General features: G+C 70.3%; 15 protein-coding genes and 1 pseudogene. 9 read left to right on the forward strand and 7 right to left on the reverse strand.

From position 1 onward, the window contains the following. The first annotated feature begins 23 nt into the window (after positions 1 to 23). Both LI336_RS09895 and LI336_RS09900 read left to right on the forward strand, forming a co-directional pair. Positions 24 to 2,639 (forward strand): heavy metal translocating P-type ATPase, encoded by a 2,616-nt coding sequence (locus LI336_RS09895; protein WP_227132965.1) that lies wholly within the window; start codon positions 24 to 26, stop codon positions 2,637 to 2,639. Between the two features lie 449 nt (positions 2,640 to 3,088). Continuing rightward, positions 3,089 to 3,856 carry a hypothetical protein gene (locus tag LI336_RS09900; protein WP_227132966.1) on the forward strand — a complete coding sequence of 256 codons (768 nt, stop codon included), beginning with the start codon at positions 3,089 to 3,091 and terminating at the stop codon, positions 3,854 to 3,856. Positions 3,857 to 4,153: 297 nt separating this feature from the next. On the opposite strand, the gene LI336_RS09905 is transcribed toward LI336_RS09900, so the two are convergent. Together LI336_RS09905 and LI336_RS09910 are read right to left on the reverse strand one after the other, a co-directional pair. Continuing rightward, positions 4,154 to 6,343: a hypothetical protein gene (locus tag LI336_RS09905; protein WP_227132967.1), complete on the reverse strand. Its 2,190-nt coding sequence runs from the start codon at positions 6,341 to 6,343 to the stop codon at positions 4,154 to 4,156. 280 nt (positions 6,344 to 6,623) lie between these two features. Continuing rightward, positions 6,624 to 7,943, reverse strand: a complete 1,320-nt coding sequence (locus LI336_RS09910; RefSeq protein WP_227132968.1) for an MFS transporter — start codon at positions 7,941 to 7,943, stop codon at positions 6,624 to 6,626. 179 nt (positions 7,944 to 8,122) lie between these two features. On the opposite strand from LI336_RS09910, the gene LI336_RS09915 reads away from it, so the two are divergent. Then, complete coding sequence (locus LI336_RS09915; protein WP_227132969.1) at positions 8,123 to 8,812, forward strand: SDR family NAD(P)-dependent oxidoreductase; 690 nt, start codon at positions 8,123 to 8,125, stop codon at positions 8,810 to 8,812. A 156-nt stretch (positions 8,813 to 8,968) separates the two neighbouring features. Here LI336_RS09915 and LI336_RS09920 read toward each other — a convergent pair whose 3' ends face one another. Next, positions 8,969 to 9,247 carry a DUF378 domain-containing protein gene (locus LI336_RS09920; RefSeq protein ID WP_227132970.1) on the reverse strand — a complete coding sequence of 93 codons (279 nt, stop codon included), beginning with the start codon at positions 9,245 to 9,247 and terminating at the stop codon, positions 8,969 to 8,971. Between the two features lie 170 nt (positions 9,248 to 9,417). Between LI336_RS09920 and LI336_RS09925 the strand changes: the two genes are divergently transcribed. Further along, complete coding sequence (locus tag LI336_RS09925; protein WP_227132971.1) at positions 9,418 to 10,209, forward strand: alpha/beta hydrolase; 792 nt, start codon at positions 9,418 to 9,420, stop codon at positions 10,207 to 10,209. Positions 10,210 to 10,289: 80 nt separating this feature from the next. On the opposite strand, the pseudogene LI336_RS09930 reads toward LI336_RS09925, so the two are convergent. Then, a pseudogene (locus LI336_RS09930) lies at positions 10,290 to 10,814 on the reverse strand (NUDIX hydrolase); the annotation flags it as partial. A gap of 98 nt (positions 10,815 to 10,912) precedes the next feature. Here LI336_RS09930 and LI336_RS09935 point away from each other — a divergent pair. Continuing rightward, on the forward strand, positions 10,913 to 11,320 hold the full coding sequence (locus tag LI336_RS09935) for an NUDIX domain-containing protein (RefSeq protein ID WP_227132972.1): 408 nt from the start codon (positions 10,913 to 10,915) through the stop codon (positions 11,318 to 11,320). A gap of 32 nt (positions 11,321 to 11,352) precedes the next feature. Here the strand turns inward: LI336_RS09935 and LI336_RS09940 are convergent, their stop codons facing one another. Continuing rightward, positions 11,353 to 11,676 carry an antibiotic biosynthesis monooxygenase family protein gene (locus LI336_RS09940; RefSeq protein ID WP_227132973.1) on the reverse strand — a complete coding sequence of 108 codons (324 nt, stop codon included), beginning with the start codon at positions 11,674 to 11,676 and terminating at the stop codon, positions 11,353 to 11,355. 123 nt (positions 11,677 to 11,799) lie between these two features. Between LI336_RS09940 and LI336_RS09945 the strand changes: the two genes are divergently transcribed. Next, positions 11,800 to 12,564 carry a helix-turn-helix transcriptional regulator gene (locus tag LI336_RS09945; RefSeq protein WP_227132974.1) on the forward strand — a complete coding sequence of 255 codons (765 nt, stop codon included), beginning with the start codon at positions 11,800 to 11,802 and terminating at the stop codon, positions 12,562 to 12,564. A gap of 327 nt (positions 12,565 to 12,891) precedes the next feature. Here LI336_RS09945 and LI336_RS09950 read toward each other — a convergent pair whose 3' ends face one another. Continuing rightward, the gene (locus tag LI336_RS09950) at positions 12,892 to 13,131 is read right to left on the reverse strand and encodes a DUF6199 family natural product biosynthesis protein (RefSeq protein ID WP_227132975.1); all 240 of its coding nucleotides are present in this window, start codon (positions 13,129 to 13,131) and stop codon (positions 12,892 to 12,894) included. Next, positions 13,131 to 13,934: a M48 family metallopeptidase gene (locus LI336_RS09955; RefSeq protein ID WP_368408370.1), complete on the reverse strand. Its 804-nt coding sequence runs from the start codon at positions 13,932 to 13,934 to the stop codon at positions 13,131 to 13,133. The genes LI336_RS09950 and LI336_RS09955 overlap by 1 nt, the downstream gene beginning before the upstream one ends. A 77-nt stretch (positions 13,935 to 14,011) precedes the next feature. On the opposite strand from LI336_RS09955, the gene LI336_RS09960 reads away from it, so the two are divergent. From LI336_RS09960 to LI336_RS09970, 3 genes are read left to right on the forward strand one after another with little or no spacing between them, the layout of a single operon-like run. Continuing rightward, positions 14,012 to 14,230: a hypothetical protein gene (locus tag LI336_RS09960; protein WP_227132977.1), complete on the forward strand. Its 219-nt coding sequence runs from the start codon at positions 14,012 to 14,014 to the stop codon at positions 14,228 to 14,230. Between the two features lie 58 nt (positions 14,231 to 14,288). Next, complete coding sequence (locus tag LI336_RS09965; RefSeq protein WP_227132978.1) at positions 14,289 to 15,539, forward strand: molybdopterin molybdotransferase MoeA; 1,251 nt, start codon at positions 14,289 to 14,291, stop codon at positions 15,537 to 15,539. After that, on the forward strand, positions 15,536 to 17,422 hold the full coding sequence (locus LI336_RS09970) for a molybdopterin biosynthesis protein (protein WP_227132979.1): 1,887 nt from the start codon (positions 15,536 to 15,538) through the stop codon (positions 17,420 to 17,422). Before LI336_RS09965 ends, LI336_RS09970 begins: the two co-directional genes overlap by 4 nt. Positions 17,423 to 17,535 lie beyond the last annotated feature (113 nt).

Here is a 17,535-nt window from a genome sequence, read left to right on the forward strand (position 1 = left end):
GCGGTCGTCGTCTACCCCCGTTCATGACACGTGCGGACGCCTCGGAACCACCGGACGAGCCACCCGACGAGCGCGAGGAGAGCACCTCGACCAGTCGAACCGTCGACCTCGACGTCCCGGACATGGACTGCTCGTCGTGCGCGAACAAGGTCGAGGCCGGCCTCTCCGGGGTCGACGGCGTGGAACGGATCGAGACCAGTCCGACCCAGGGACGGGTCGCCGTCACCTACGACGGATCGCGCGCCACCGCCGACGACGTCACGGACGGCGTCGAGGGAGCAGGCTACGAGGTCGCCGGCACCAGCGTCTCGACGGTCACGTTCGACGTCCCCGACATGGACTGCTCGTCGTGCGCCGACAAGGTCACGGCCGCACTCGACGGCCGCGCCGGCATCCGCGACGTGAGCACGCGCCCCACGTCCGGGACCGTCCGCGTCGAGTACGACGACGACACCACCGTCGACGCACTCCGCGACGCCATCGAATCCGCTGGCTACGACGTCACCGGGAACGACGCCGACGCCGCCAGCGGCGAGGACGCGACCGGCACCGAGAGCGTCTGGCGGAGCACCCGCGCGAAGAAGACGTACGCTGGTGCGGTCTTCCTCACCATCGGGCTCGTCGCGCAGTTCGGGTTCGACGGATTCGCCACCGTCGCGACCGTCCTCGGCGCCACGTTCACCATCGCCGACGTCGCGTTCCTCGCCGCCACCGCGAGCGCCGGTCAGGCCATCCTCCGCGGCGGCTACTACTCCGCGCGGAACCGCCAGCTCGACATCGACTTCCTGATGAGCGCCGCCATCGTCGCCGCCGTCACCGCCAGCGTCGGGTTCGGCGAACACCTCTACTTCGAAGCGGCGACGCTCGCCGTCCTCTTCAGCGTCAGCGAACTGCTGGAAGGGTACGCGATGGACCGCACCCGGAACAGCCTCCAGGAGCTCGTCGAGCTCTCCCCCGACGAGGCCACGCGGAAGCGCGCGGCCGGCGGCACCGAGACCGTCCCGGTCGAGGACCTCGCCGTCGGCGACGTCGTCGTCGTGAAACCCGGCGAGAAGGTGCCAGCGGACGGCGTCGTCGTCGACGGCGACACCGCAATCAACCAGGCCCCGGTGACGGGCGAGAGCGTCCCCGTCGACAAGACCATCGGCGACGACGTCTACGCCGGCACCATCAACGAAGCCGGGTACGTCGAGGTCGAGGTTCGCGCGGAAGCGAGCGACAGCACGCTCTCGCGCATCGTCTCGCTCGTCGAGGACGCCGAGGCGAACCAGACCGAGCGCGAGCAGTTCGTCGAACGGTTCGCGAACTACTACACGCCCGTCATGGTCGCGCTCGCCATCGGCGTCGCCGTCGTCCCGCCCGTCGCGTTCGGCGCCCCGTGGACCGAGTGGTTCGTGAACGGCATCACGATGCTCGTTCTCGCCTGCCCGTGCGCGTTCGTCATCTCGACGCCGGTCTCGGTCGTCTCCGGCGTCACCGCCGCCGCCAGGAACGGCGTGCTCGTCAAGGGCGGGAACCACCTGGAGGCGATGGGCGACGTCGACGCGATAGCGATCGACAAGACCGGGACGCTCACGAAGGGCGAACTCACCGTCACCGACGTCGTCCCGCTGGGCGACCGCACCGAAGCGGACGTCCTCCGGTGCGCGCGCGGTCTGGAATCGAAGAGCGAGCACCCCATCGCCGACGCCATCGTCGCCGCCGCCGACGGCGCCGTCGGCGTCGACCACGACGGCTCCGGCGCGGACGACTTCGAATCCGTCACCGGGAAGGGCGTGACGGGCGCGCTCCACGGGACCGCGCACTACGCCGGCAAACCCGCGTGGTTCGACGACCTCGGGTTCGAACTCGAACACGCGCACGTCGTCGACGGTGCCGGCGAGCACGCCGAGCACGCCGAACGCTCCGGCGGAGCACGCGGCGACCACGGCCGTGCGGGCGTCTCCGCGGAGGTCACGGACCTCTGCGACCGCCACGGCTGCCTGAACCTCGCCGAGGAGACCATCCCGCGCCTCCAGCGCGAGGGGAAGACCGTCATCCTGGTCGGGACCGAGGACGAACTCGAAGGGCTCGTCGCGGTCGCCGACGAGGTCCGCCCCGGCGCTCGCCAGGCCGTCAGCGCACTCCAGGCGTTCGGGCTGGAGGTCGTGATGCTCACCGGCGACAACGAGCGCACCGCCGCCGCGGTCGCCGAACAGGTCGGCGTCGACGACTACCGCGCCGGACTCCTCCCCGAGGACAAGGTCGACGCGGTCCGCGAACTCGACGCGAAGTACGACGGCGGCGTCGCGATGGTCGGCGACGGCGTGAACGACGCGCCCGCGCTCGCTACCGCCACCGTCGGCGTCGCCATGGGTGCCGCCGGCACCGACACCGCCATCGAGACCGCCGACGTCGCCCTGATGAGCGACGACGTCGCGAAGCTACCGTACCTCTACGACCTCTCGCATCGCGCGAACGGCGTCATCCGCCAGAACATCTACGCGAGCCTCGGCGTGAAGGCCGCACTCGCGGTCGGCGTCGCCGTCCCGTACGTGAACGTCAGCCTCGCGCTCGCCGTCCTCGTCGGCGACGCCGGCATGACCCTCGGCGTCACCGGGAACGCGCTCCGCCTCGGCCGCATCAAACCCGACGCCTGACCGGCTCTGCGACCCGCTGCAGCGACCGACTGCCGCCGTGGACCGGTCGCTACCGACTGCTCCATGCCGTAGCGGGCCGCTACCGGAATCTCGCGTTTTCTCCCCGGGAGCTGACGATTCTCGGAGAATGGAACCAATCGACAGCCGTATGCTTCCGAACGGGGGTCAGAGTAGTAAAAATTAAGTACTCGGTCCCACAATGTGGGAATAGAGATGACCCGCCGCGCTCCCACCCGGAACGAGGCCCGTACTGGTGGCGACCACCAGTACGCCGCACACGGCGACGAGCCGGCGGTCACGTCACGCATCCTCATCGAGCTCTGACCGTCGACGCTCGCCCGCGTCGACCCGCGAACCCTGTATCCACCAGCCCCGGCCTTCGCGCCCGCTGGTGGATGCACGAGGGGAATCGCGTCGCCCGATCGCCACACCACCAAGTCACACATCCAATGTCAGAGCCAGCGTTCATCGCAGACCCGGACGTAGCGCCGTACAACGTCGCGTACCTCGTCGACGACCGCTCGCACCTCTACCACGAGTACGACGTGGACCGCGACCGCGACCACGGGCCAGCTGCGCCCGACCGCGACGCCCCCGTCGACTATCCCGCTCGCCGCGAGGCCATCCTCGCGTTCTACGGGCACCGCTGTGGTCGCTGCGGGACCAAGGTCGCGCGTCAGTCCGACGAGGAGACGTCGCTCGGGTACGTGCACTCGGTCGCGACCGAGGACGAGCCCGAGTGGGCGCTCTCGAACCTCGTCGCGGTCTGCGAGCCGTGTTACGACGTGCTGTCCACGCGGTGCTGCGACGACCTCGGCGCGTTCGGCGACGGCTACCGCGAGGCGCCGCAGTTCCCGACGTGGACGTGCGACCCGCGCGTCGCCGTGGAGCGACTGCCGCTCACGGGCCGCGAAGCGTGGATGCGGCACGTGCTCGCCGAGCGGGTCGACGACGCGCCGTCGTGTCGTGCGAACCACTCGGTCGTCCGCCGGGCGTGCCTGGCGCGCTCGACACCCGCCGCCGAGGCGGTGGCGCTCGGGAAGGCGCTCGTCCGCGACGAACGCGGCGCGCTCTCCACGTCGAACCGCCGGCTCCGCGAGCGCTGGCAGACGCTCAGCCCGCACGAGCGAGAGGACTGGGAGTCCCGCGCCGTCGACCCCGAGACGTCCCTCGTCACGGGCGGGTTCGAGCCCGCGCTCGAACGCCACCCCGTCTGACGCCACGCAGCCGTGATTCCCTCGACGGCCCCACTGACGCACGGCCCTCCCGATTCCGCTGACGTGCAGCCCTCCCGATTCCGCTGACGTGCGGCCCTCCCGATTCCGCTGACGTGCGGCCCTCCCGATTCCGCTGACGTGCGGCCCTCCCGATTCCGCTGACGTGCGGCCCTCCCGAACTCGTTGAGGCACCTCTTCCTCCCGCCGGTTGCCTGGTAGCGACCGCGATGGCTCGCTCGATACTCAGCGGTCGCTCTCGGGTTCTTCGACGAGACGCCCCAGGAGCCGCGGATGCCGTCAGTCGTCGGCTTCGTCGTCCGCGGTATCGTCGTTCTCGGCGTCCACGGTATCGTCGTTCTCGGCGTCCACGGTATCGCTGTTGTCGGCGTCCGCGGTGTCTGGGGCGGTCTCGGTGGTCTCGGCAGCGGCGAGTTCCGGCGGTGATTCCGCTTCCTCGTCGGGTGCTTCGAGGACGGTCTCGTCGGCAGCCGGTCGTGGGGCGAGTTCGCGCCGGTGCAGCCAGTACCAGGCTGCGAACGCGACGAGTGCGGCGACGACGAGCACGCCACCGGTCGAGACGCCCGTCGCGACCAGCGCCGTCCCACCGCCCGCCGCGACGCCACCAGCGATCAGGAGCGTGCGCGACAGCAACGACCGCTGCATCCGCGCCTCGATCGCGTCCGTGATGTCCGCTTCCGTCACGTACTGGCTCTCGAGCGCCGACTCGACGGTGGCGACGCGGTCAGCGTCCGCCTTCGATGCCGCGAGCTCGTCGACGCGACCCGACGTCTCCGACAACGCCGCCGCGTCCGCCTTCGACGCCGCGAGGGCATCGAGCTCGTCGTCGACCTCGGCCCGCTCGCGCTCCATGCGGTCGCCCAGCAGCGTCTCCAGGTCGTCGACCTCCGACCGGATCGATTCGGACTCGGCTTCGAGGTCGTCCGAGAGCGACGCGGATTCGGCCTCGATGTCGTCCGCGAGCGCCTCGACATCGGCCTCCAGCGTCGCTTCCACGTCGTCGACGGTCGATTCGAGGTCGTCGTGGTCCGCGCGCAGGGATTCGAATGCGTCGATCGCTGGCGTCCGCCGGTCGAGCGACGCCACGTCCTCGGCGACCGCCTCGAGTGCGTCCGCGGTCGCTGCCGACGCTTCGAGCGCCTCCAGGTCCGCCTCGAGTGCCGCCACCTCGTCGTCGAACGCCTCCTCGGTGGCTTCGAGGTCGCTCTCCATCGCCGCCGCGTCGTCCAGCGATTCGAGCGCGTCACCCACCCGCTCTACGTCCTCGACGTCGGCCTTCGAGTCCGCGAGCGCGGTCACGTCCGACGCGAGCGCGTCCACGGTGTCCGCGTCGGCCTTCTGCGAGTCGAGCGACGCCACCGTCGACGCGTCCGCCTTCGTCCCGTACAGTTCCGCGACCGAGTCCTCGAGGGACTCGAGGTCCGCTTCCAGTTGGCCGCGCTTCTCCTTCGCGCGAGACTGGAGGTGCTCGACGAACTGCGACGTCGACGCCGACAACTGCACGTTCAGCGCCTGCCCGAGAGCCGCACGCGTCTCCTCGTCGACCGACCCGGATTCGAGCGCCGCCACGAACCGCTCCACGACGGCCGCATCGCCGTCATCCACGCCGTCGCGGCCCGAGGTCTCGGCTGCGGATGCGTCCCCGGCGACCGCGAGGTCCGCTTCGTCGTCGCCCGCCGCCGTCTCCAGAATCGACGGGCTCGCGTCGTCACCGCGCCCGTCCCCGCCGGCGACGTCGTCGTCCAGGTCGTCGTTCAGGTCGGCGTCGTTCAGGTCGGCGGTGTCTTCGCTGGCAGTGGCGTCGCTGTCGGTGTCGTCGCTGTCGGTTTCGGCTTCGGTGGTCGGGTCGGCGAGCGAGAGCGTCGACCGGGGGTCGTCGTCGACGACGCTGGAGCTCTCAGTGTTCCTATCGTCCTCCGGCGCGGACTTGCCGTCGTCATCGAGTGCGACCGCGTCGACGGTCGAATCGTTCGCGTCCGAATCGTCGTCCGCGTTCTCCGCGTCGGCGTCACTGCCGGCCGCCTCCTCGTCACCAGCGGCGTCGTCGTCGGTGGCGGGGGCCTCGTCGGCGCCGTCCGTCGCGCTGGCGCTCGAGGAGATGGAGAGCTCGGGTCGAGAGAGGAACGTGGACGGGTCCTCGATGGCCTCGCGTCGGACGCCGTAGACGGTCGTGACCGTCTCTCCCGCCGGAAGCTCCGTCTCGAACCGGAGCGCGTTCGCCCCGGCGTGCTGCCAGTGCTCGCCGCGGTACTCGTCGTGGAACCCGACGTCGTCGAGGTCGAGTCCGTCCGGGATGCGGTCCGTGAGGGCGACGCGGACGTCGTCCTCGCGGACGGACCGTATCTCGTACTTCACTATCGGGACCGTGGACCCGGTTTCGGTCATCCACTTCGAGACGTGGACGCCGCCTGCGGTGACTGCCACCCTGTCGTCGTCCGCGTCGACGGACGCGTGCTCTGACCCACTCATTTACGGTAATTACCGAATGCACTGTTATCATCTTGCCGATTAGCTACCCGATAAGTTCAGATACGAAACTAAAACTGCGAGAGAACTTTCGAAACGCTCTCGCCGTCCCTCGAAGCGGCGCACTCGCAGCCTACCTCCCCACTCGCCGCCACCGGGTTCGAGAAATCCGGGTCGTGGACGTCACTCGGCCGCGACCTCGCCCAGTTCGCTGTCGTTCAACCACCAGAACGCGAGCGCCGCCACCCCGAGCACCACCACGTCCGCTGGTGGGGGCGCCCGGTCAGGCGTACGGCTCGAACTCGTCCCCTCGCAGCAGGAAGTACCCGGTCCCGACGAGGCCCACGACCGACGCCACCTGGAACGCCAGCACGGGCGAGGCCTCGTAGAGGACGCCACCGAGCACCGCGCTCGGCACGACGACGACGTTCCGCACGAGGTAGTACGTTCCCGTGACGCGACCGCCGGCGTCCGCCTCGGCGGGCCCGACGATGAGCGCCTTGTGTGCCGGCAATCCCGCGAACCGCAGCCCGGAGAACGCGAACAGCGCGACGAGCGCCCACTGGTCCGGCGGCGAGAACGCGAGCAGCGTCGGGAAGACGGCGTACACGGCGAACCCGAGGCCGACCACGGGCTTCAACCCGACGCGCTCGGCGAGCTTCGCCACGGGAATCATCGACGCGAGCGCGACCACCATCTCCACCGCGAGCAGCACGCCGAAGAACGCGTCCGGCCGCAGCGCGACGCCGAACGCCTGGAACCCGACGCCGAGCCCGTCGGTGACGAACAGCACGAAGAACCCGTACACCATCCCGTTCGCGAACCGGACGAACGTATCCCCGACCAACAGCGGGCGGAGCAAGGCCGGGAGGCCCCGGAGGTCCGAGACGACCTGCGAGACGCCCGCGAACGAGGCCCCGACGGTGTCCTCGCTCGCGTCGTACAGGTAGTGCTGCGCTATCGTGGCGACCGCACCGAACGCCACCGCGACCAGGAGGATCCGCTGGAAGCCCTCGACGAACCCCGTCGTCGCCGCGAGCAGCGCCGTCGCGAGCAGCGGCCCGACGAGGAACCCGATCCGCCGGAAGGTCTCCGTGCTCGCGAACCCGGACGCCAGATGCTCGGGCTCCACCGACTGTTTGACGACCGCGAACGTCGCGCCGAGCCCGAACGACTTCCAGGCCTGCGTGAACAGCAGGCCGACGGTCATCAGCACGAACGCCGGGAGCGCGAGTCCCAGCGGTGTCCACGTCGAGACCGACTCCACGGCGTACCACACCAGGAACCCGAGCGTCGACAGCACGCCGAACGCGGTCAACGCCGTCCGCGACCCGACGCGGTCGCTCACCCACCCACCCGGGTAGGGGTACACCGCACTCACGAGGTTCCCGACGCTCAGGTACACGCCGATGAGGACCGGACTGATACCGAGAACGCGCATGTACTCCGGGACGTACCGGCTCGTCATCTGGAACGCCAGACTGAACGCGAGCATCGCCATCGACAACACCAGCACGTCCCGCCGGAGCGAGAGGAACTGGCGGAACGGGTCGAGGAGGTCGACGTCGTCCGTGGCAGTAGACTCGCCGGGGCCCGCTGTCATTGCGCGAACGCTCTCGGGCCGTCGAGAAAAACGTGTGCCTCTCGGGTCGTCGAGGATAACGTGTGCCTCTCGGGCGTTCGGCACGTGGCCTCCGCCCACCTCGTGGCGGCGCCCGCGGACTCTCACCGGGCGACGAAGCGGAACACACGGCTTTGTGTCCAGGGCCCGTGTGTCATCGCATGGCACGAACTGCGGTCGTCGCTGGCGTCGGTCCCGGCCTCGGTGCATCGCTCGCCCGTCGATTCGTCGACGAAGGCTGTCAGGTCGCCCTCTTCGCGCGGGAAGGCGACTACGTCGACGTGCTCGCGGAGGAACTCGGCGACGCCGCCATCGCCGTCCGGACGGACGTCGCGAACCCGGAGGCGGTCCGTGAGGGGTTCGACGCGGTCCGCGACGCGTTCGGTCCCGTCGACGTCCTCGTGAACCACGCAAGCGGTGGCGCGTGGAAGGGCGTCCGCGACATCTCGGTCGACGAGTTCGACCACGCGCTCGACGTCTGCGCTCGCGGCGCCCTCCTGTGCTCGCAGGAAGCGGTCGAGGACATGCTCGACGGCGACGGTGGCACCATCATCTTCACCGGCGCGACGTCGGCGGTCCGTGGCCGCGACGGCGCGGTCGGGTTCAGCGCAGGGAAGTTCGCGGCACGCGGCATGGCCGAGTCGATGGCGCGCGAACTCGGCCCCGAGGGCGTCCACGTCGCACACGTCGTCATCGACGGCGGGATACGACCGCCGGACGTCGCCGACCGCGACGCCGACACGTACCTCGACCCCGACAGCATCGCGGACACGTACTGGCATCTCGTCGAACAGGACCGGTCGTCGTGGACGCTCGAGTGCGACGTGCGACCGCACGTCGAGGACTTCTGAGCGCCCCACAGCGATTCGCTTCGCTCGACGGCCGGTGATTCGCTTCGCTCGACGGCCTTCGTCACGGGCCCGTCGTCGGGATGGAATTCGTCGACCGATAACCCACCGCGAAAAGTCGATCTCACCCGATAGAACGAGGTCGTCGTTCGACTGGGGTTACTTGGGAGTCACGCGTTCGGTCATCTCGTCGGTCTCGTCGATGCGGACCCCCGAGATGCGGGTGGCGAAGTAGACGCCGTAGATGCCCGCGAGCCCGACGAGGGCGTACACGAGGAACTCGAGTTCGGGGATGGAGCCGAGCGCGATGTTCACGAGGTTCCAGTTGGCGGCCGAGTCGACGAAGTAGCCGACGCCGACGAGACCCCAGTTGATCGCGCCCACGATGACGAGGGCGAGGACGCTCCAGTCGAGGACGGTCATCTTGAATTGTTTCATTACTATTCTCCACATACCTTGTCGTGCGGTCAGCATATAAAATGATATCCGTGTATGGCGGCGCTTGCTAGGGGTTTCAGGACGAACGACCGTCCGTCGCTCATCCGAGGTACGCCCTGACGCATCAGCTTCGAAGAATATAATCGATCCGTGTCCGGCGCATCTTGTAGATGGCAGCCATCACCGAGGACCGGGACGTCCGATTCAAGCGCCCGCCAGAGGGCGACCTCCACGCGAACCTGTTCGCGCCACCCGAAGACGCCACAGACCGGCGCAACACGGTCGTCCTTCACGTCCACGGCGGCGTCTGGAACCGCGGGGAACGCGAGTTCTTCGACGACCGCTGCCGCGCGCTCGCCGCTCGCGGGATCCCGACCGCGACAATCGACTACCGCCTCTCCGGCACGGCGACGTACCCCGCAGCGCTCCAGGACGTCAAGACCGCGATCCGCTGGGTTCGCACCGGCGACGCTTTCGACCGCGTTCCCGACCGAATCGTCCTCGTCGCGCACTCTGCGGGCGCACACCTCGCGGCGCTCGCCGCCACCACCCAGGACCACGGCGGCGACCTCGCGCCGGACGACGCGTACGGCGACGCCTCCACCGCGGTCGACGGCATCGTCTGCTTCGACGGCCCCTACGACCTCATGGGAGCCGAACCCGGCGGCGAGACCGCCGACTTCGTGGGTTGTGACCCGACCGAGAACCCCGACCGCTACCGCGCAGCGTCGCCGCGGGAACGCGTCACGTCCGAACACCCACCCGCACTGCTCTACCACGCCGACGACGACGAGTGGCTGACCCGACGGGAGACACGCGCCTACCGCGACGTCCTCGCCTGCGAGGGCGTCGACGTCGAACTGAAGACACCACCCGGCGACCACTGGTTCTTCACCGAACCGCCATGGTTCGACCGCACCGTCGAACACGCCGTCACATTCGTTGACGAACTCGACGATTGACCGTGACCATGGACCGTGTTCACGTCAGAAGAACGTATCCGCGCGAACTCGGCCTCCTCCATGAGCGCTGCCGGTGCGTTGGCGAACCACGCGGCGCCGTCGACCTCGCCGGGTTGGACGGTGATCGATCCGCCGACGTAGTTCGCGTCGAAGAACGCGTGCAGTGAGATGGTCTCGCGGTCGTCGTCGGGGTCGGTGCTCCGCCAGGTCTTCCGGTCGAGCAGCCAGAGGGCGGTTATCTCGCACCCGACGCCGGTCTCTTCGAGGGTCTCGCGGCGGGCGGCGCGCTCGAACGATTCGTCGCGTTCGACGCCATCGCCCGGGATGCCCCATTCGCGTTCGCCCCGCGGCAGGACGAGGAGCGCCTGCTCGCGTTCTATCTCCCCGCCCGCGTAGGTCTCGCTCGGGTAGCCCGCTTGTGCTGGGCGACGCGACACCCAGGCGTACGCACCGCCGACGTAGCCCTCGTGGGCGTGCGTGACGCACTCGTCGAAGTCGTCCGCCGGGACGTCCATCGTCGTCTCCACGACGTCGACGGACCGATACTCGTCCTGGAGGGCGGCGACCTGCTCGTCGACGAACGCCTCGTTGATGCGTTCGGTCATGGGACCGCATCGACGACGCTCCCGATGAAGTCGTTTTCGGTGCCGAGCGGCGATCTCGATGACGTACCCTTTTGCGGAAACCCCGCGAACGCAGAGATATGAGTCACGACGTGCGCGCGCTCACCGCCGACGGCGTCGTCTTCGTCGACGACGCGGTCGTCCTGCTCGAACGCGACCACCCACCGTACGAGGGGTCGTGGGTCCTCCCAGGCGGGTTCGTCGAACCCGACGAGCGTGCGGCGACCGCCGCCGCGCGCGAGGTCGAGGAGGAGATCGGGATGACGGTCGAACCGACCGCGTTCGTCGGCCTGTTCGACGCACCCGACCGCGACCCGCGACACACCGCGAGCGCCGCGTACGTCTGCGAGCCGGTCGACGCCGACGCGACGCCGGAAGCGCGCGCGGAAGCGACCCAGGTCGGGACGTTCGACCCCGAGAATCCGCCCGAACTCGGGTTCGACCACGCAGAGATACTCGGCGCCGCGCTCGACGTCCACGAGAACTGACCCGCTCGCCCATCGTCCGCGGCCGCGCTCGCCTATCGCTCGCTGCCGGCCTCGAACCCGACCTCGTGGATCTCCACGTTCCCCTCGCGCTCGAACCACTCCTCGGGCGCGGGATTCCGATGCGCTTCGCGGAACGCCTCGCTCTCCGTCCACGCCTCGAACGCGTCCATCGACTCCCAGTACGTCACCGCCGCGTGCGTCTCCGTGTCGATGTGGCCGTGGTCGACCGGGCGATGGAACTCGAACCGCACGAAGCCATCCATCGACTCGACCTCGCCCATGCGATTCCGGAACCGCTCCTCGAACTCGTCGACGTACTCCTCGGCGACGTGGAACCTGTTGGAGACCACTAGCATGCGTGGTGCTACTCGCGGCGACGGCATAACTCCCGGGTCGAAGGGAGCCACGGTGCCTGGCGCGGTCCCGGGTGTCGCTGGCCGGTGGACTGATAGGCGTGACCTCGGACTGTTCGGACGACCATGACCGAACGGACGGAAGCGGTCGAGGCCGTCGAGTTCCTCTCGCGGTCGTCGACTCGCGTTCGACTGCTCGAGACGCTCCGTGACCGTGGACGGGTGACCCGTGACGAACTCCGCTCGGAGTTGTCGGCGTCGCGGACCACGGTATCGCGGAACCTGGAGGCGCTCTGCGAGCGCGGCTGGGTGGGCACGACCGACCGCGAGTACGCGCTGACGCCGGGTACCGACGCGATCGTCGAGCGGTTCCTCGACCTCGAGTCGACCGTCGCGACCGCGGAGCGACTCCGGCCGTTCCTCGAGCACGTCGACCGGGAGGCGTTCGACGTCGACCTCTCGCTCCTCGACGACGCCACCGTCACCGTCCCCAGAGCGGGCGACCCGCTCGCGATGGTGAACGCGCACGTCTCCGCCATCAAACGCAGCACCGACGCCGTCGCGGCGGTCCCGTTCCTCGGCCTGCACGCGTGCGAAGCCGTTCACGAGACGGTCGTCGACGGCGACGCACGCGTCGAACTCGTCGCGAGCGACGACGTCGTCGCCACCTTCCTCGAAGGCCCCAGCTACGCCGAACTCGCCGCGGACCTCCAGGCCGCGGACGGCTTCACGCTCACGCGCGCGAGCGCTGACGTCCCGTTCTACGTCGGCGTGCTCGACGACGTGGCGCAGGTCGGCGTCGACGATGACGGCGAACCGCGCGCGCTCCTCGAGACGACCGACCCGGCGGTCCGCGAGTGGGCGCGAGCGACGATCGACTCGCTTCGCTGACCGACGGCGTCGACGCCTCACTCCGCGCGCAGACCGTCGTCGCGCGCTCCAGTGGGACTGACCAGTGACACCCTCGGTCAGTCGAGAAGAGGCGTTCGACGACGTGGCGGTGGGCGAGGAAACAGTGCCGCATCGGGCGTCCCCCGACGCCCGACGCGACGCTTCAAGCGACGGTTCGATAGGCACTTCCCCCCTCGTCGGGCCGGGTCCCCGAACGTGGCCCGCACGTTCACGGAAGGCCCGACCACTTTTCAGTGCACTCCGTGCACGACGTGCAACCCGTGCACGCCCGGGCAGGCCGTCCCTGTCGGCCGGACCGGGTGGTCGTCAGAGGAACAGCGACGCGAAGTACAGACCAGCGAGCACGAACCCGACGCCCGCGACGCGGATCAGGGTCACCCAGATGCTGCCCTCGGTCGGCGCGTCCCCGCTCGGCCCCGGCTGACGGTCAGGGCGCGTCCCCGCGGTCTGCACCGCGAGCACGATACCTGGTTTGGCGATCATGAACGCGCCGAACGCGACGCCGAGGACGGCCGACAGCGCCTCCGTGAGACCCGGTTCGACCATCAGTTACGGAGCCGCTCGATGCGCTTCTCCATCGGCGGGTGCGTCGACACGAGCTTCGAGAGGAACCCGCCGCCCGTGCCGAAGATGCAGAGCGCGGAGACGTCCTCGTCGATCTTCGATTCGCGGCCTTCGGCGCCGCGACTGATCTTCGAGAGCGCTCGCGCGAGCGGGTCGCCGCTCCCGATGTGCTTGCGTGCGTCCGCGTCGGCGACGTACTCGCGGTACCGCGAGATGGCGAGCACGAACAGCATCACGAGGAACTGCACGAGGTTCCCGACGATGATGGCGAGGAAGAAGTCCGCGAGGTCGTTGTCGCCAGCGAGCAGTACGACGAACTGGGCGACGAGCCCGACGATGCTCGCGATGCCCTGCCCGAGCACCATCATGACGACGTCGCGGTTCGCGATGTGCGCGAGCTCGTGCGCGAGCACGCCCTCGACCTCGTCGTCCTCCAGGAGGTGGAGGAGTTCGCGCGAGACGACCACCGTCCCCGCGCCCTTCCGACCGACCGCGAACGCGTTCGGGACGCCCATGTCCGCGATCATCAGCCGCGGCTTGTCGATGCCCATGTCGCGACTCAGGGACTCGACCTGCTGGTGGAGGCGCGCGTACTCGCCACCCTCCGGCATGTCCTCCGCGCCGACGCTCCGGAGTGCCGCCCACTTCCCGACCTTGTACTGGAACCCGATGAGGAGCACCGACCCCACGAGGACCAGCGGTATCGCGCCCTGCCCGAACATCGCGTAGACGACTGCACCGGCGGCGGCGTAGAACGCGAACAGGAGCGTTCCGACGACCGCCATCCGTATCTTCAGGCCTGTGTGTCTCATGTAGTGGCCCGCTAGCCTGCCGCCGCTTATCAATTCCGTGGTTAAAACCCATGGCGCTTCGGGGTGCCGAACCACCGGAGTGTGGGTCGCCGACCGCGGTCCCGCTCCGGCACCTCGTCGTCGCGCTTGCCGCCGGCCGGTTCGCTGACGCGGTCGTCGTCGCTCGCGTCGGCGGTGCGCTCGTCGTCCTGGGTGCGCTCGCGCTCGACGGGTTCGAGGTGATGCGGAAGAACCCTGAAACGTGGCTGGTACGAACGAGACGTCAATGAGCGACGTAGCTGGCGCGCACGAGCTGTTCACCGTCGACGAAGCCGCGACGAGGCGCCCATGACGGTCGGTCGTGGCTTCCGCGACCGGACGCGACTCGCCGCGGCGCGCGACGCGCTCCTCGACGCCGTCGCGCCCGTCGGTCGTACCGAGGCTGTCACCGTGGCCGACGCCGACGGCCGCGTCCTCGCCGGCCCCGTGACGCCCGCTCGTCCGGTCCCGCACTACGACCGCGCGGCGATGGACGGCTACGCCGTCGTCGCGGAGTCGACGTTCGGGGCGAGCGACCGGTCGCCGACCGTCCTCCGCGTCCGCGAGCGGGGCGACGGCGACGCGCCCGCGGTGGACTCCCGGACCGCGGTCCCCGTCCACACCGGGAGCGAACTCCCCGAGGGCGCGGACGCGGTCGTGATGGTCGAACGCACCGAGCGCTTCGGCGACGAGGTCGAGGTCGAGGCGAGCGTCACCGTGGGCGAGAACGTCTCGCCGGTCGGCGAGGACGTCCTCGGCGACGTCGACCTGTTCGCGGACGGCCACCGCCTGCGACCCTCGGACCTGGGGCTCGTCCGGTCGGTCGGTCGAACCAGCGTCGAGGTCTACGAACACCCGGTCGTGGACGTCGTTCCGACGGGTGACGAACTCGTCCCCGCCGACGCCGAACGCGCGCCCGACCCCGGCGAGGTCGTGGAGACGAACGCGCTCACCGTCTCGCGGTACGTCGACGCCTGGGGCGGGACGGCGAACTACCGGGACGTCGTCCCCGACGACGACGCGCTGTTGCGCGACGCGCTCGAGCGCGGCGTCGCCGACAGCGACCTCGTCGTCACCATCGGCGGCTCGTCGGTCGGCGAACGCGACCGGCTCGCCGCGGTCGTCGCCGACGCCGGCCGCGTCGTCCATCACGGCCTCGCCATCAAGCCCGGGCACCCAGCTGGGTTCGGCGTGGTCGACGACACCCCAATCCTGATGCTCCCCGGCTCCCCCGTGTCGTGTATCGTGACCGCCGTCTCGCTCCTCCGGCCCGCGCTCAAGCGCGCCGGCCACCTCCCGACCGTCCCGCTCCCGACGACCACCGCGACGCTCGACCGGAAGGTCGCGAGCGAACCCGGCGTCCGCCAGTTCGTCCGCGTCGCCCTCCAGGACCCGGACTCGGACGCCGACCACCCGCCCGCCGTCCCGGTGCGCGCGTCGGGCGCGAACGTGCTGTCGAGCGTCACCGACGCCGACGGCTGGGTGACGATACCCGAGTCAGTCGAAGGCCTGGACGCGGGCGCGACCGTCGCCGTCGAGGACTGGGAGTACCGCCCATGAGCGACCACAAGGAGTTCCGGGACCTCGAAACGCCGGACGTCCTCCGGGAGACGCTCGCCGGCCTCGACATCGAGCCGGGCACGGAGACGGTGGCGCTCGACGACGCTCGCGGCCGCGTACTCGCCGAGCGCGTCGACGCCGGCATCGACGTCCCCGGGTTCGACCGGGCGGCGATGGACGGCTACGCGGTCCGTGCCGCCGATACGTTCGGGGCGAGCGAGACCGACCCCGTGGAACTGGAAGTGGTCGATTCGGTCCACGCCGGTGACCGTCCGGCGGTCGCCCTCGAATCCGGCGACGCGGTGGAGATATCGACCGGCGCGGTCGTCCCGAGTACCGCGGACGCGGTGGTGATGGTCGAGGACACGAGCGACCGCGAGCCCGACGCCGACGGCGACGACGCCCGAGAGCGCGTCGTCGACGTCCGGACCGCGGTCGCGCCCGGGACGCACGTCATGGCCGCCGGCGCCGACATCGCCGCCGGCCAGCGCGCGCTCGGCCCCGGGACGCTCGTCACGCCCCGCGAGATCGGGCTGCTCTCCGCGCTCGGCGTCGACGCGGTCCCGGTACACGCCCGACCCAGGGTCGCGGTCGTCTCCACGGGCGACGAGCTCGTGCCGCCGGGCGAAGACCTCGACCACGGCGCCGGCGAGATACACGACGTGAACACGCACGCCATCGCCGCGGGCGTCCGGGAAGCCGGCGGCGTCCCCGTGGTGTACGAGCACGTCGGCGACGACGAGAGCGAGATGGCGGCGACCATCGAGCGCGCTGCCAGCGAGTGCGACCTCGTCCTCACGTCCGGGTCCACCTCGGCGAGCGCGATGGACGTCGTCTACCGCGTCGTCGAGGAGCGCGGCGAGCGACTCCTCCACGGCGTCGCCGTCAAACCCGGGAAGCCGACGCTCGTCGGCACCATCGACGGCACCGCGTACGTCGGCCTCCCCGGCTACCCAGTGAGCGCGCTCTCCATCTTCCGGACGTTCGTCGCGCCGCGGATCCGGGACGCCGCGGCGCGGCCGCCGACGCGGACCGCGACCGTGGACGCGACGATGGCGACCCGCGAACGCAGCGAAGAGGGCCGCCTGCGACTGATACCGGTCGGCCTCGTCGAGGACGGCGCGGGCGCGACGCTCGCGTACCCCGTCGACAAGGGCAGCGGTGCGACGACGACGCTCACCGCCGCCGACGGCGTCGTCCCCGTCGACCCCGACACGAACTACGTCGACGCCGGCGACCCCGTCACCGTCGAACTGTTCTCTCCGTCGGTGCGCCCGCCGCGCGTCCTCGTCGTCGGCGAGGACGACCCGACGCTCTCTCGCGCGCTCGACGACGTCGCCGCGCCGCGGTACCTCGCCGCCGGCACCCGGAGCGGCCGCCGGTCGCGCCGGGACGGCGTCGCCGACGCCGCCGCGCTCGCCGGGCCCGACGCCGACGACGCGCTCGCGAGCGACGACGTCCTCGGCACCTGGGAGCGCGACTGGGGCCTCGTCGTCCCTGCCGGGAACCCCGACGCGGTCGACGGTCTCGCCGCGCTCGTCGACGCTGACGTCTCGTTCGCGAACCGCGACGCCGAATCCGGCCTCCGTGCGCGCCTGGACGACGCCCTCGATGCGCTCGCCGCCGACCGCGACACCACGCGGGACGCGCTCGCCGACGAGATATCGGGGTACGCGCTCGCGACCCGCGGCCACCAGAGCCCCGCGCGACGCGTCGCCGACGGCGTCGTCGACGTCGGCCTCGGCTTGCGCGGGACCGCCGCCGCACTCGACCTCGACTTCGTCGAACTCGGGGTCGACCGCGTCGCCGTCGTCGCCGCCGACGACCGCCGCGACAAACCGGGCGTTCGCGACCTCGAACGCGCGCTCCCCGACGGCGGCTGACGGCGACGACGCCCCCTCGAAGGCGCCGCCCACCCAGGCACACCGATGGTCGAGACGTCCGGTCGCAACCTCGTCGGCTGGAAGCGAGACCGCGGGTCTTCACCCTGGACCGC

The organism is Halorubellus salinus, from assembly GCF_020567525.1.
GTDB lineage: Archaea > Halobacteriota > Halobacteria > Halobacteriales > Natrialbaceae > Halorubellus > Halorubellus salinus.